A 15,232-nucleotide genomic window follows, 5' to 3' on the forward strand; every position below is an offset into this window, starting at 1 on the left:
ATGGCAGAAAAGGTTCTAATCATAAAATACGGTGAAATTGCAATGAGAGGCAATAACCGCTACATTTTTATAAATCGACTAATTTCCGCTATTCGCAGAAATATTGACCCATTGGGGAACTATTATGTAGTTAGAGATCCAGGTAGATTGATTGTGGAGGACAGAAGCGGAGAATTGGATTACGATTTGTTGATTCCTCGGGTGGTGCCTATTTTTGGTTTGGTGGAGGTTTGCCCTGGTGTCCGTTTGGCGGATATGACCTATGAAACCATTTTAGAGGAAGCGTATCGTCACATGAAGGAGCAGTATGGCGACCAGCAGATTTCCTTTAAGGTGAAGACCAGAAGAGCGAATCAAGGCTTTACCATACCTTCTATGGATATGAACATGAAGATTGGGGAGTATTTATTGGAGCAAATGCCAAATCTAAAGGTGGATGTGCATAAACCTGATGTGATGTTGAATATAGAAATCAGAAACAGCGTTTATATTCATTCTAAAGGGATTAAAACCTACGGTGGTTTGCCTTATGGCAGTTCAGGTAAAGGCGTTAGTCTTCTTTCCGGTGGTATTGACAGCCCTGTGGCCACTTGGATGATGGCAAAGCGTGGAGTTGAGGTGGAAGGCGTTTATTTCCATAGTCCTCCTTACACCAGCGAATGGGCAAAACAGAAGGTGATTGACTTGGCGAAAAGGATTGCCGATTTCACAGGGGAATTCCGTCTGTATGTTGTGCCTTTTACGGAGTTGCAGCTATATTTATTGGACAACGTTGCCCATGATAAGCTCACAATTCACTTGAAACGTGCTATGATGCGTGCAGGAGAGATGATTGCCAAAAAGGATGAAGCCATGGCATTGATTACAGGAGAAAGCGTGGGTCAGGTTGCCAGCCAGACCATGCAGGGTATTTATGCCATTAACGCGGTTTGCGAAATGCCTGTTTTGCGTCCCTTAGCAGGAATGGATAAACAAGAAATCATAAATCTAGCTCAGAAAATAGGTACCTTTGAGATTTCCGCCAGACCTTATGAAGATTGTTGTACAGTATTTGTGGCAAAGCATCCTGTTACAAAGCCTAGATTGAGTTTTATTGAAAAATCCGAGCGTAGGTTGACGGAATTGGATAGATTGCTGGAAGAATCTGTTCAGAATGCGGAGATTATTGATTTGTAAGAAATGATATTTATATAGAAAAAAGGTATTTGCAGTTATTACGAATATCTTTCAAAATGTTGAATAAATTCAAACCATTGAGGGTATTGCCCTCGAACAACCACAAGGTTTCGACCTTGACCTGTAATAAACCCCATGAAAATTGGGTTTATATAAAAGTTTTTGGTCTTGCTTTTTACAAAAAGCAAGCGGGTTTGGGCGGTGCCCGAGGTTTTGCAGCTACAGGGACGAGGGGCTTATGAGATTAAACGAAGCGATTAGTAAAAGATTAGAAGAGATTTTAATATCCAAAGGAATGACCCAATATGAATTATTTAAGAAAAGCGGCGTTCCTCGCTCAACGATAGGGAATGTTATAAACTGTTCCTATGATTCTGTTAAACTTCGAATAATTCATGAAATGTGTTTGGGTCTGGAAATAGGTATTGAAGAATTTTTTACATCTCCCTTATTTGATGAAAATAATCTTGAAGATTAATACACATACGTTTTATTTAGAGATAGATAAGAGAAAAAGACCAAGTCATTGACTTGGTCTTTTGTATCGTGGTTTTTTATATTTTTATTTTCTTTGATTAGGATAAAACGTAAACGGTTACGTTTTGAACACCCCAAGAAAATGCTTCATTTTTTGTTTCATAACAGACGTCAATACGGTTGCCCTTAATTGCTCCGCCTGTATCTTCAGCAGTGGCTACTCCATAGCCGGGAACATAAACCTTACTGCCTAAGGGAATTACTCTAGGGTCTACTGCAACAACGCCTTTAGTAGCCGTGGTCCCTGTTGCTGTGATACCATTACAGCCTGCGTCGAAAGGCGTATAAGCTGTTACTTTTGCACTGATTGCTTTTTGATAAGTCATGCCGTTAATGACGTTGGAAGCACCAACCTCAATGACCTTATTTACTGCATTTGTGATAACTTTTGTTTCTACAGGCTCTGTACTTACTAATTTGTCGCCATGATATACTTCTTTACTTACAATGGAGGTTTGACCTTCCTTTCCTTCCTGAACCACTCGGCGTTCGCCCGGTTTCAAATCGGAAGAAGATTTTTCCACTGTTTCATAAGGTACAACATCTGTTGTAGCAACAATTTTTTCAGTTACTGAGGTGAGAGAAATGGTCATCATATCTGTTACAGCGTCTGTTTTTTTGTAATCGCTCAAAAGATAGTCTGTGTCAATGGTAGCGGAGAGCTCCTCCAGCAGGTCACCAACGGTTTGAGCGTCTGTGGATACCATACGAGGTACGCCGTCCACATTTACGAATACAGACTGTGTATTTTGTTTGCTGTAAGCAGAGGCCGAGCCGCAGCCAATCACCAATATAAATACCACGATAGCAAATACTCTAAGATGCGTTTTCATTTTTTCCTCCTTGAACACGACCCTGCCTGCCGATTATGTGGGTAATAGCAGAGGGGTTGCTCCTCTCGTATTTATGATAGACATATAGATTCTTATGCCTTTGCCCATGCCTTTTTGAAGGGCTGAGCCGCAGTCGTATTTACATGGGGAGTCGTCACTTCCGCATGCTTTTTCTTTTCTTTTCACGAACAACTGCAAAAATAAAGATATATCGTATTGATATACCTTTACTTTACAGATAGTATATTAACATATTTGTAACATTTATGCAACGTTTTTTTAAAAAAATAAATTTTGTGCATTTCTACTAGTAATATTTGCCACGTTTTTTGGGGAAATATTCTTAATTTCAGCGATTTTTGTTACAATATATTCCAAATTCCTAGGATCATTTCGCTTTCCGCGGTTAGGTGCGGGAGCCAAATAAGGGCTGTCTGTCTCAATTAAAATCTTCTCTAGGGGTACTGCATCCACCACTTCTACCATTTTTTTCGCATTTGGAAATGTCACAACTCCCCCAATTCCGATATAAAACCCCATTTTTGCGTATTCAACCGCCATTGGCGCTGAACCCGAATAACAATGGATTACACCTTTACGAACATTGCTTGTGGACATAATGTCAAAAGTTTCCTGCGATGCATCTCGTGAATGAATTATTACAGGTTTGTTAACAGATTCTGCAAGACGAAGTTGTTGACGGAACCAAAACTGTTGTAGTTCTCTTGGGTGTGTATCATAATAATAGTCCAAACCAATTTCCCCGATTGCAACTACTTTTTTATGCTGGGAGAGGCGACGGAGTTCCTCTATGGTTTGGGATGACATATCGTACAGTTCATGAGGATGAATGCCTACGGAGGCGAAAATGTAATCATAACGTTCTGCAAGGCGAATGCTTTGCTTTGAGCTTTTCAAATCGCACCCAACGTTAACCACATAGTCTATACCGCAAGAGGGGAGAAGCCCTAAAAGCTCCTCCCGATCCTCTCTGAACCGCTTATCATCTAAATGCGCATGAGATTCAAAATACATTAACTAATTCCACTTCCGCTGGGGAAGTCTTTCTTTTCTGTAGTCAAAAGACTCAAATTGCCGTTTCCGTCATCGGCGCAAAGAATCATTCCGTAGGACATTTCGCCCATCATTTTTCTCGGTTTTAAATTATAGGCAACCACAACCCGCTTGCCTACCATTTCCTCGGGTGTGTACCATTCTTTGATACCGGAGAAAACAACTCTTTCTTCTTCGCCAATGCGAATGACATTACGCAGAAGCTTTTTCGAGTTTTCCACCACAGAGCTTGCAATCACTTCGCCAACCTTAAGCTGTACCTTGCAAAAATCATCAATGGAAATTTCTGCTGGGTATTCGGGTTCTTCATGCTTCTTTGGGGCTTCCTTTTTCTCTTCTTTCTTTTCTTCTTTACCTTGATTTGCCACAGCGGTGGACTGAGAAGCTTTAATTGCCGCTTCCAATTCTGCCAATTCCTTTTTCATATCAATACGAGGGAAGAGGGTTTCGCCTTTTTCCACTTTTAATTCAAAGGGCAGTAATCCCCATTTTTTTGCCATTTCCCATTCCACAATGTTACTTTCAATGTTGTACTGTGCCCAGATTTTCTCTGGTGTGGTGGGAATAAAGGGTTGAATCAGAATAGAGGTAATTCTGATGCTTTCGGCAACATGATACAATGCGTTTGCTAACTCACCCTGTTTTGCTTCATCTTTACAAAGAATCCAAGGTTGGGTTTCATCAATATATTTATTGGTTCTGCGGATTAAGTTCCAAATTTCAATTAATGCGTCACTAAAGAACATTTTTTCCATAGCAGTTTCAACTTTTTCTGCTGTGCCCAAAGCAACTGTCTCTAAATCCTTATCAAAAGGAGTTTCAGTACGAGCATCAGGTAATTTTCCGCCAAAGTATTTTTCAATCATACCAACGGTTCTGGAAACCAAGTTACCCAAGTCATTAGCCAGGTCGGAGTTAATACGCTGAATCAGCGCTTCATTATTGAAGTTACCGTCTTGTCCGAAAGCTACTTCTCTTAATAGGAAGTAACGGATGGCATCCACGCCATATTTCTCTACTAAAACGTTAGGGTCAACCACGTTACCAACGGATTTTGACATTTTACCGCCATTAATAACCAACCAACCGTGTCCGAAAATTTGTTTAGGCAAAGGAAGATTCAATGCCATCAGCATAGCAGGCCAGATAATGGAGTGGAAACGAACAATTTCCTTGCCAACTACATGGACATCTGCAGGCCAATATTTATGGAACAGGCTGTCGTCATCGGAACCATAGCCTAAAGCTGTGATATAGTTGGAAAGGGCATCAATCCAAACATAAACAATATGACCTGGGTCAAACTCCACAGGAACACCCCATTTGAAGGACGTACGGGACACCGCTAAATCTTCCAAGCCCGGCTTTAAGAAGTTATTAATCATTTCATTCTGACGGGTGTTTGGCTGCAAGAACTCAGAGTTCTCTTCCATATATTTTAAAATACGATCCTGATATTTGGAAAGACGGAAGAAATAGCTTTCTTCTTTTACCAATTCCACGTCACGACCGCAGTCAGGACACTTGCCATTTACCAGCTGATGCTCTGTAAAGAAGGACTCACAAGGAGTGCAATACCAGCCTTCATAGGAGCTTTTATAAATATCTCCCTGATCATAAAGCTGTTTGAAGATTTGCTGTACTGCTTTTACATGGTAATCATCGGTAGTACGAATAAATTTATCATAGGAAATGTTCAGAGTCTTCCACAGTTCTTTGATGCCTACTACAATAGTATCGATATATTCCTTGGGCTCTTTGCCTTGGCTGTTTGCAATACGTTCGATTTTCTGCCCGTGCTCGTCTGTTCCTGTAAGGAACATAACGTCATAACCCCGCAGTCTTTTGTAACGAGCCATGGTATCCGTTGCTACAGTGCAATAGGAATGGCCAATGTGAAGTTTATCACTGGGGTAGTAAATAGGGGTGGTGATATAAAACTTTTCTTTTTCCACAATTCTCTCTCCTTTTATAGTATCTAAAATGCAGAACTTGTCCGATTTTTTACTTGATTTGTAAGTTATAAACATGAATGGGCTTTTTCATTCAGAAGTAACCCGTATACATCAAAAAACCGCCCTTTATAAAACTACAAAGGACGGCTAATCACCGTGTTACCACCTTACTTCGCCTTTTTCTTACGAAAAAGACCTCATTGGGTACAACGTACCCTTACGCTTTAACGGGCGCACCCGTCGCGGCCTAAAGAAAAAATATCTTTCGGTGCGCAGCTCCAAGACCATATTCAACAACTGCTCCTGTACCTTTTTTCAGCGAAGGCAAATTATGCCTTTAAGGCTCTCTTTTACATAGCATGTTTGTTTACTCTTCTTTTCATAGCCAGTTTATAATTATATATAGGATTTTACTATAACTCAAAGAACTCTGTCAACAATAAAGCCTAGGTTTTCTACTTTTTTCCCCATTATTTCAGATTTTCGGGGTTCAAAACCTCTAGCTCGGGCAGAACAAAAATGCCGTCCTTGCGAATGAGCTTATCATCAAACCATATTTCACCGCCGCCGTATTCTGGTGTCATAATTAAAACCAAATCCCAGTGGATTGCGGAGTGGTTATCATTATAGGCATCATCATAGCAATTACCGGGTGTAAAATGAATGCTTCCGGCAATTTTTTCGTCAAACAGAATATTGTTCATAGGCTTTGTAATGTAAGGATTTACGCCGATGGCAAACTCCCCAACATATCTTGCGCCTTCATCAGTATTAAAGATTTTTTCTAGGCGCTCTTTGTCATTTCCATCACAGTCAATAATTTTACCATCCTGAAAGGTTAATTTTACATGCTCAAAAGTAAAGCTGTTATATTCCGATGGGGTATTATAGGTAATCACACCATTGATGGAGTTTTTCACGGGAGCGGTATAAACCTCGCCATCGGGAATATTGCAACGGCCTGCGCATTTTACAGCAGGGATATCTTTAATTGAGAAAGTGATATCTGTATCTTTCGTAATGAGGTGTACTTTATCGGTTTTATTCATCAGTTCAACCAAGGAATCCATAGCTTTGCTCATTTTGCTGTAATCCAGATTGCAAACGTTAAAGTAGAAATCCTCAAAATCTTCTAAGCTGGTGTGGGCTGATTGTGCCATAGAGTTTGTAGGATAGCGTAAAACCACCCACTTCGTGCGAGGAACTCGAATGCCATGATGCACAGGGTCGGTATAAAAACGATTTTGTAAGTCCAATTTTTCATTGGGCACATCCGCTTGCTCTGTAATATTATCTTCCCCTCGAACGCCGATGAAGGCATCCATCTGTTCCATTAAGCGGCTGTCTACCTCAGCCATCATCTTTTGCTGTTCTTCCGTAGCGCCTAAAAGCAGTTCTCTCTCTAAAGAGTTTGTCATGACCTGTAAAAAGGGTGTTCCACCTGCCTTATAAACTTCCTTGATGATTTGCTTTACCAAAGGCGTGGGATGAATCCCATTGCAGTTGATGAGCAATTTTTCCCCCTTTTCCAGTCGGCAGGAATAGTTTACCAGATTATATGCTAAAGTTTTTATTCTTTCATCCATATAAAATCAGCTCCTTCATTGAAATAATATATATAGGTAGTATTTTACACTTTTTTCAAGATATATGCAAAAAAAATGTACTGAAAATTGACAAATTGCCAAAAAAGCGGATACAATAACCTTGTACAAGAAAAAACGTAGGAAAGCCATCTTTATTTATGACGGAAAGGGTTAAAATATATTGAAATAAAGGGGATTTTATGGATTACTATTTTAGAGCAAAAAGAATAAATCATGAAAGCCTTTCCTTAATGAATTTTTCTGAGGTAAAAAAATAGAAAATAAATGCAGTTGGCTTTGATTGGGGGGTTTTTGGTGCGTGTAGCAATACCGACAAGGGATGGACGGATTGAAACTGTTTTTTCTAGGGCAGAGGAATTTACCATATACGACGTGGAAATTGAGCTGGTGAAATCCAAAGTGACTGTACCCTTGGGTGGACGGGAATTGGGCGGCTTCTTAATGGAGGAAGCCATCAATGTTGTAATATGCGGTAAAATTCGTTCTGGTACACGAAATATTATGCGGGTAAAGCGGGTGGAACTGCTTTACGGTGTTACCGGGGATGCAGATGATATTATGATTCGCTATTTAAGCGGGGAACGCTTGGGGAATGTAGATGAAAATGCATTTTGGAGCAACGACGGAGAAGGGTTGGAGTGAGATGATTTTAGAACGTTTTTTTCCCGATATTTTTGTAAAATCTATTTATGAATTGCCGTTGGAGGAGCTGAAAGCAAGGGGAATTAAGGGATTGGTATTTGATATTGATAACACAGTAGCGCCCTTTGATATTGCCGAACCGGAAAATGATTTGATTGAGTTATTCCTATTTTTAAGAAAGCAAGGTTTTCGTCTTTGCATTCTTTCCAATAACAATAAGGCTCGTGTTCGATTGTTTAACAAAAATTTGCGTACCTTGGCGGTGCATAAGGCAGGAAAACCGGGGGTTAGAAAGTTAAAACAAGCCATGAAAAAGCTGAAGCTTGCACCGGAGAATACCGCAATTGTGGGGGATCAAGTTTTTACGGATATGTGGTGTGGTCACAGGGCTGGACTGACCTGTATTTTAACTGCGCCCATTTGTAATCGGGATCAACTGATTACTAAGATAAAAAGAGGTGCTGAAAAACTAGTATTAAAAGAATATTTTAAGCGGGAAGGGAAATAAAAGATAGAAAATACTTTATTTTCAATAAGTTTTTATTGAAATATAAAGGCTTTTCCATTAGAATGTAAAAGGATATGCTTATTTATTAGAAAAGCAAGCATGATTGGTTAACGGACGAGGTAAGTGTAGGATAAAACGGCCTTACGGAGGAAACAGAAGGAGTATAAGCTCAAGCTGATTTCAGGGCGTGAAAGACGCTGTCTGTTATAAATACAATTTAAAAATTGTAGAAAGACTTTTGAATGAAATGATTTTGAGGAGGAAATACGAATGATTTCTGCAGGTGAATTTAGAAATGGCGTTACAATGGAATACGAAGGCGCACCTTATGTAATTTTGGAATTTCAGCATGTTAAGCCCGGTAAAGGTGCGGCGTTTGTGCGTACAAAAATCAAAAATTTGAAGACAGGGGCTGTTTTGGAAAAAACCTTCAGACCTACTGAAAAAATGCCCAGAGCACATATTGAAAGACAGGATATGGAATATCTGTACAACGATGGAGATTTGTTCCATTTTATGAATTCCGAAACTTATGAGCAGATTGCAATTAATGCTGATGAAGTTGGCGATGCTTTAGAGTTTGTAAAGGAAAATGAAGTAGTTAAGATTCTTTCTTACGATGGTCAGGTTTTCGGTATCGAGCCTCCTTTGTTTGTAGAATTAAAGATTACAGAAACAGAACCCGGTTTTGCTGGCAATACAGCACAGGGTGCAACCAAGCCTGCTATCTTGGAAACAGGTGCTCAGATTCAGGTACCTTTGTTTATCAATCAGGATGAAGTGGTTAAAATTGATACAAGAACAGGTGAATATTTAGGTAGAGCAAACTCCTAAAAACCACCTGATTTAGATATGTTATTCTTCTGTTTTCAAGGAAGAAGTAGGTTTCATGCTTACTATTTTCGGTTGAGCAGTTCTTTGAATAATCATGAATGGAAAAGGGGGCTTTTTAACATGGAATACTTTGAAAAAAAAATTACCTATCTTCGGGGTCTGTGTGATGGAAGCGGCTTTGACGAAAACAGCAAGGAAGGTAAAATTTTCCACGGCATGTTGGAAATATTAGATGATATGGCGTTTATGCTGGAAACCTTCATGGATGATGAAGAAATGGAAGACTTAGAAAAATATGAGGATGAAGATGGCGAAAATCAGCCCATTTATCTATATTCCTTTATCTGTCCCAGTTGCGGAGAAGAAATCGATGTGGACGGGGAAACCATGGAAACAGAAACAGAAATTCAGTGTCCTGTTTGCGGAAGTGATATTCCCATGGGAACTGAAAATACCGATGATCTGAAATTTTAGTTGAAAGGGTGCAGTTTTTAAAATAACTATGGAACAGTACCCTTAAAAAATTAAAATGTAACTAAAAAGCCCCGCAGATTCTGCTTGAATCTGTGGGGCTTTTTTTGTCCTTTTCCTGTTTCCTGTGTATTGGTTAAAGACCATGTATACCAATGTAATGATTTAATAAGAGGTCGTGCAAAAACGATTTTTCATTCTTTTTACGATATAGGTCTAATAGTTCAATATAAGTAAATTGCACAAACAATTGACAAATTATTACAATAAAGGTATAATATATTATATAAATTCTACAATTTTCGACAGATTGATTTATTTTATTTTGGTGTTTCGGTACAATTTTGTTTCCGTTTGGGGACAACTTGTCAAAAAGCAGTTAAACCATGGTTTAGCTCTTTTTCATTAAAATAGCACTTTAAGGGGTGTCTATATATACAAAGCATTATATCACTTAAGATGACGGAGGGAAAGGGAATGGAGAAATTAAAAAAGCAAGGGTGGATGTATCGAATGAGGAAAAAGACAGTTGGACAGAGAGGAATAAAGGCGCAGCTGGTTACATTTGTATCAGTTGCCCTTGTATTACTTATTACAGCTTTGTCTGTGAGTTCTGTTTATTTTACCAAGAAATCAACGGAGGAATCTTTACAGAAAACAATGCGGGAAACTTCAGAGTTAATCGCAAATAAAATTACAGAACAGCTTGACCAGTATGTGATTGTATCAGAATCGGCAATTTTATACAAAGAGAATTCAAGTGCTCTAAATTTATCATCCTACTTACAGACGATTTCATCAAAATATAATCTGCAAGATATGGATATTACCGATGCCAGCGGTATTTCTTATAATGGTAAAAATAACTATGCCCAAGATGCAGTTTTTCAAAAAGCCATGGGAGGACAAAGCTTTTTATCTGATGCAATTGTTGAGGGAGAAGAAGTCTACTTTGAATTTGGGCACTCCTACAAAAATTCGGTAGTCATGCTGAAAATTCCATATTCGGTTTTTGAAGAGATCATTGCAGGTGTGCAAATTGGAGAAACAGGCAGTACTTATATTTTAAATAATCAAGGGGTAAAAATGGCCCATAAAGACTTTTCTTTGGTTCAGAAGAAGCAAAATAATCTGGATGAAGTGAAAAAAGACCCCAAGCTTTATAAAGAGGTTGCGGCATTGGAGACAGAAATGACAGAAGGCAAAAGCGGCTTCGGTTTCTATGTTTGGAAGGGAGATAAGAAGTTTGGTTCCTATACACCCATTGATGGCACAAATGGGTGGTCTGTCAATGTAACCGCTCTAGAATCGGAATTTATGTCCGGTGTAAAGACATCGGCGATCTGTACAGTAGGATTAGGAATTTTTGCACTTTTGATTTCTATTTTGGCTACTATTCGAATTGCAACACAGATAACCAAGCCCATTCAAGAGGTGGTTACTGCAATTGAAAAAATGTCGGAAGGCAATCTAAACATTGACCTTTCCGTGCATCGTGAGGATGAAACAGGCCTTATCGCAATGAAAATCAATGAAATGGTAAGAGCCTTCAGGGATATTATCAGCGATATTTCACATTTCTTAAAAGAAATTGAGGATGGGAGATTAACGGCACAGGCTCAAAGTCAATATCCCGGTGAATTTGGAGCAATTAAGCAGTCTATGGAGAATATTGTGGGAAGCTTAAATCGAACAATGATGCTTATTCATGAAACTGCGGATCAGGTTAATATAGGGGCAGAGCAGGTATCTGCCGGGGCACAAGCCTTATCTTCGGGTACAACAGAGCAGGCGGCAACAGTAGAGCAGTTATCGGCATCCGTAACCAGCGTTGCCCATCAGGCAGAACGAAATGCAGTCAGCGTTCAAAAGGCCACAGAATATGTGGAACAATCTGTGAGGGGATTATCTGATAGCAATGAGTACATGCAACGTCTAAGCTCAGCAATGATGGAAATCGGAGATTCCTCCCAAGAAATTTCTAAAATCACAAAGCTGGTGGAAGACATTGCATTCCAGACAAACATCCTTGCATTAAACGCCGCAGTGGAAGCTGCACGAGCTGGAAATGCGGGTAGGGGTTTTGCTGTAGTGGCAGATGAAGTACGAAATCTTGCGGCAAAATCTGCGGAAGCAGCAAAACAGACAGCCGAGCTGATTGAAAAATCAACAGCAAAGGTATCAGAGGGTGAAAAGCTTGCAGATGAGACATTAAAATGTATTGTTGAGGTCTCCAATCAATCAGCAATGGTTGCAAGCTCTATACAAGAAATTGAAACGGCTTCCACGGAGCAGGCAACTGCCATTGCTCAGATTAATCAAGGATTAACCCAGGTGTCTGCAGTTGTACAGACAAACGCCGCAACGGCGGAAGAAAGCTCTGCCTCCAGCGAGGAATTGGCGGCTCAGGCGCAAACCTTGCAAAGTGAAGTGGGTAAATTTAAGTTAGCAGATGCACAAAATACATGGCAGGCTTCCTTTGAAAATATGGATGGGATGACAATGGAATACGCAGAAGATTCTGACAGTGAGTATCGAACTGGATTTGAAAAATACTAAAACATATTTTTCCCCCTGCGTATCAATGATAGCTAAATACAAAAGGAAGCTTAAATTGTAAAATAAGATCATCATGAGGAACGAGGATCTTCCAATGAAGAAGGGCAGATAGCAACATTTGCAGTCTGCCCTTTGCCATGGGGTAGAGCAAGTTTATGGGCAAGAAATTTCTGAGGGGTTATTCTAAGAACAAAGTCCTTTTTTGTATAAATTGATAGTGAAAAATGACCAGAAAAATTGGAATTTGAATGTCTGACGGGGGAAAACCGTAGAAAAACCTTCTTTGTATTGACAAAGATACATTTTCGTCGTAATATGAATCCAACAAACCGATGAGGGAGAAGAGTACTTTCAAAAAGAAACAACAGAGAGTTGCCGTGGGTGGAAAGGCAGCGTGGATTTTTGAAAGGAATGGACTCCTGAGGGCGCGCAGAACCTTAAGTATGCAAGCCGGAGCAGATACTCCGTTATCAACGAGGGCATATGTTTGTATGTCATTGAGTGGGTACTTTTTTTGTACCAAGCCGGGTGGCACCGCAGGAGTGAATGTTTGCTCTTGTCCCTGCAAAGAAATTTGTTGGGACAGGGCTTTTTTATTGCAGAAAAACAACTTCTCCCAACTATAAAAACCATCACCAAAATGAGAGGAGAAAACAGCATGAAAAAAAATGAGATTCCTTACAAAATTTATCTGGATGAGCAGGAGATGCCAAAGCAATGGTATAACGTGCGGGCGGATATGGAGAAAAAACCTGCACCTCTTTTAAACCCTGCAACCTTAGGACCTATGACAGCAGAAGAACTGGCACCTGTTTTCTGTAGAGAGCTGGTAGAGCAGGAATTGGATAACACCAATGCTTATATTGATATCCCTGAGGAGATTCAAGAGTATTATAAAATGTATCGTCCGTCTCCCTTGGTGCGTGCCTATCGCTTGGAGGAAAAGCTGCAAACACCGGCGAAGATTTATTATAAATTTGAAGGAAATAATACCAGCGGCAGTCATAAGCTAAACTCAGCCATTGCCCAGGCATATTATGCAAAAAAGCAGGGGCTTACTGGTGTGACAACAGAAACCGGTGCAGGACAGTGGGGGACAGCTTTATCTATGGCTTGTGCATATTTTGGTTTGGACTGTGATGTATATATGGTTAAGGTATCTTATGAGCAAAAGCCTTTTCGCAGAGAGGTAATGCGCACATATGGTGCAAAGGTAACACCTTCACCTTCCATGACTACGGAAGTAGGCAAAAAGATTTTGGCAGAGCATCCGGATACCACAGGCAGTTTAGGTTGTGCCATTTCTGAGGCAGTTGAGTCTGCAGTGACAAGGGAAGGCTATCGCTATGTTTTGGGAAGTGTATTAAATCAGGTTTTATTGCATCAGTCTGTGATTGGGCTTGAGGCAAAGGCTGCTATGGATAAATATGGTGTTGTTGCGGATATTATCATTGGCTGTGCAGGGGGTGGGTCTAACCTAGGGGGATTGATTTCTCCTTTCATGGGTGAAATGCTTAGAGGAGAGCGGGATTATCGTTTTATCGCTGTAGAGCCTGCATCGTGCCCCAGTTTAACAAGAGGAAAATATGTATATGATTTCTGTGATACAGGTATGGTAACACCCTTAGCAAAGATGTACACCTTAGGCAGTGGGTTTATCCCTTCTGCAAACCATGCAGGGGGCTTGCGTTATCATGGAATGAGCCCTGTTGTGTCGGAATTATTCCATCAAGGCCTCATGGAAGCTCGTTCTGTGGAGCAAACGGCGGTGTTTGAAGCGGCAGAGCTATTTGCCAGAGTGGAGGGCATCTTGCCTGCACCGGAGAGTGCCCATGCAATTCGTGTGGCAATGGATGAGGCGTTGCATTGTAAAGAAACCGGCGAGGAAAAAACCATACTCTTTGGTTTAACCGGCACAGGATATTTTGATATGTTAGCTTATGAAAAATTCAATGACGGCATTATGAACGACTATATTCCCTCTGATAAGGACTTGGAGCAAGGCTTTGCAGGGATTCCGAAGATCCCTCAGAATCAATAAGCATTCATTTCGTAAGTACTTCCTTTTTTGGGGTACTTACGATTTTTTTGTAACCACTGAATGAAACGTAAATTATCAAGCAGAAAACCAAATACCCAGAGGAGAACGTAGTGTTTGTATGCGCTGAGCACATTTTGGAGATTACAATAAAAAAACCTTTGTACAGAGCTTTGAAGGTATTGGCTATCCCATGCAGTGATTGTACTCAAGATGAAAGAGTTCTCTAATAGCTGTCTATAGCTATTTTAGAAACTCATATCTTCTTGTGATAATAGAAAATTTATGCTAGGCTAAAGCTATTCTAATTGTGACGAGGTGGAAAAATGAGGTTTTTACCAAACAGTATCACGGCTTCAAGAATTTTTGCTTCATTTTTGCTGCTAATAACAGAACCGTTATCAGGTTCATTTTTTCTTCTTTATCTTTTTTGTGGATTAAGTGACATCCTAGATGGTTTTTTGGCACGAAGGCTAGACTTGACCTCTCGCTTTGGGGCAACGATGGATAGTATTGCCGATTGCGTTTTTGTTTTCATCGCACTATTTACTTTGCTTCCTAAAATAGCTTTGCCCCAGTGGGTACTGTTTTGGGTTGGTGCAATTTTTATCATCAAGGGGATTACCTTTGGGATAGGAATTTTTCGGTATCGTGGGTTGGCATTTTTACATACTTATCTGAATAAGGCAACAGGAGGAGCGTTGTTTTGTTTCCCACTGATGTATGGGTATTGGGGGATAACCATGCCTGCATCCTTACTATGTGGACTTGCTACCATTGCGGCATTGGAGGAGCTGTGCATTAATATTTTTGCAAAGACTTTGCAACGAGATCGGAAAGGATTGTTATTTAAATAGACTAGGTAGTGTGATTATTATGAAAGGCTAATCTCCTTGAAGAGTGTCAAGAAACCTAAAATAGTTGCAAAAAATTTATTTTCCCTTAGTAATAATTTACTATCTTAAATGTCAATTTAAATTTGATAAGTAATAAAGTAA

At 39.9% G+C, this 15,232-nt stretch carries 13 protein-coding genes and 2 other annotated features; of the genes, 9 read left to right on the forward strand and 4 right to left on the reverse strand.

What is annotated here, in order from left to right:
- On the forward strand, nucleotides 1-1,176 hold the full coding sequence (thiI, locus tag NE558_RS04440; RefSeq protein WP_256148704.1) for a tRNA uracil 4-sulfurtransferase ThiI: 1,176 nt from the start codon (nucleotides 1-3) through the stop codon (nucleotides 1,174-1,176).
- A gap of 238 nt (nucleotides 1,177-1,414) precedes the next feature.
- Complete coding sequence (locus NE558_RS04445) at nucleotides 1,415-1,654, forward strand: helix-turn-helix transcriptional regulator (protein ID WP_256148705.1); 240 nt, start codon at nucleotides 1,415-1,417, stop codon at nucleotides 1,652-1,654.
- 97 nt (nucleotides 1,655-1,751) lie between these two features.
- Here NE558_RS04445 and NE558_RS04450 read toward each other — a convergent pair whose 3' ends face one another.
- The 4 genes from NE558_RS04450 to NE558_RS04465 all read right to left on the reverse strand — a co-directional run bounded on the left by NE558_RS04450 (nucleotide 1,752) and on the right by NE558_RS04465 (nucleotide 7,161).
- A complete protein-coding gene (locus NE558_RS04450; RefSeq protein WP_256148706.1) occupies nucleotides 1,752-2,546 on the reverse strand; it encodes a G5 and 3D domain-containing protein in 795 nt (264 codons plus the stop codon).
- A gap of 279 nt (nucleotides 2,547-2,825) precedes the next feature.
- On the reverse strand, nucleotides 2,826-3,581 hold the full coding sequence (locus NE558_RS04455; protein WP_256148707.1) for a TatD family hydrolase: 756 nt from the start codon (nucleotides 3,579-3,581) through the stop codon (nucleotides 2,826-2,828).
- Nucleotides 3,581-5,575, reverse strand: a complete 1,995-nt coding sequence (gene metG, locus NE558_RS04460) for a methionine--tRNA ligase (protein ID WP_256148708.1) — start codon at nucleotides 5,573-5,575, stop codon at nucleotides 3,581-3,583. The genes NE558_RS04455 and metG overlap by 1 nt, the downstream gene beginning before the upstream one ends.
- Before the next feature lie 136 nt (nucleotides 5,576-5,711).
- Nucleotides 5,712-5,967: a binding site (T-box leader), on the reverse strand.
- A gap of 78 nt (nucleotides 5,968-6,045) precedes the next feature.
- Nucleotides 6,046-7,161, reverse strand: coding sequence for an aminopeptidase (locus NE558_RS04465; RefSeq protein ID WP_256148709.1), 1,116 nt, complete (start codon nucleotides 7,159-7,161; stop codon nucleotides 6,046-6,048).
- 315 nt (nucleotides 7,162-7,476) lie between these two features.
- Here NE558_RS04465 and NE558_RS04470 point away from each other — a divergent pair, with 315 nt between their 5' ends.
- The 7 genes from NE558_RS04470 (at nucleotide 7,477) to NE558_RS04500 (ending at nucleotide 15,091) form a co-directional block, all read left to right on the forward strand.
- Nucleotides 7,477-7,824 (forward strand): NifB/NifX family molybdenum-iron cluster-binding protein, encoded by a 348-nt coding sequence (locus tag NE558_RS04470; RefSeq protein WP_256148711.1) that lies wholly within the window; start codon nucleotides 7,477-7,479, stop codon nucleotides 7,822-7,824.
- Complete coding sequence (locus tag NE558_RS04475; RefSeq protein WP_256148712.1) at nucleotides 7,781-8,332, forward strand: YqeG family HAD IIIA-type phosphatase; 552 nt, start codon at nucleotides 7,781-7,783, stop codon at nucleotides 8,330-8,332. Before NE558_RS04470 ends, NE558_RS04475 begins: the two co-directional genes overlap by 44 nt.
- Before the next feature lie 270 nt (nucleotides 8,333-8,602).
- Nucleotides 8,603-9,166, forward strand: coding sequence for an elongation factor P (efp, locus tag NE558_RS04480; protein ID WP_066046920.1), 564 nt, complete (start codon nucleotides 8,603-8,605; stop codon nucleotides 9,164-9,166).
- A 120-nt stretch (nucleotides 9,167-9,286) separates the two neighbouring features.
- Nucleotides 9,287-9,640: a CD1247 N-terminal domain-containing protein gene (locus NE558_RS04485; RefSeq protein ID WP_256148713.1), complete on the forward strand. Its 354-nt coding sequence runs from the start codon at nucleotides 9,287-9,289 to the stop codon at nucleotides 9,638-9,640.
- A gap of 474 nt (nucleotides 9,641-10,114) precedes the next feature.
- Complete coding sequence (locus tag NE558_RS04490; protein WP_256148714.1) at nucleotides 10,115-12,196, forward strand: methyl-accepting chemotaxis protein; 2,082 nt, start codon at nucleotides 10,115-10,117, stop codon at nucleotides 12,194-12,196.
- 323 nt (nucleotides 12,197-12,519) lie between these two features.
- Nucleotides 12,520-12,763, forward strand: a binding site (T-box leader).
- Nucleotides 12,764-12,854: 91 nt separating this feature from the next.
- Nucleotides 12,855-14,237 carry a TrpB-like pyridoxal phosphate-dependent enzyme gene (locus NE558_RS04495; RefSeq protein WP_256148715.1) on the forward strand — a complete coding sequence of 461 codons (1,383 nt, stop codon included), beginning with the start codon at nucleotides 12,855-12,857 and terminating at the stop codon, nucleotides 14,235-14,237.
- A gap of 323 nt (nucleotides 14,238-14,560) precedes the next feature.
- A complete protein-coding gene (locus tag NE558_RS04500) occupies nucleotides 14,561-15,091 on the forward strand; it encodes a CDP-alcohol phosphatidyltransferase family protein (protein ID WP_256148716.1) in 531 nt (176 codons plus the stop codon).
- Nucleotides 15,092-15,232: the final 141 nt, after the last annotated feature.

The sequence above is a fragment of the Anaerotignum propionicum genome (assembly GCF_024461735.1).
Lineage (GTDB): Bacteria > Bacillota > Clostridia > Lachnospirales > Anaerotignaceae > Chakrabartyella.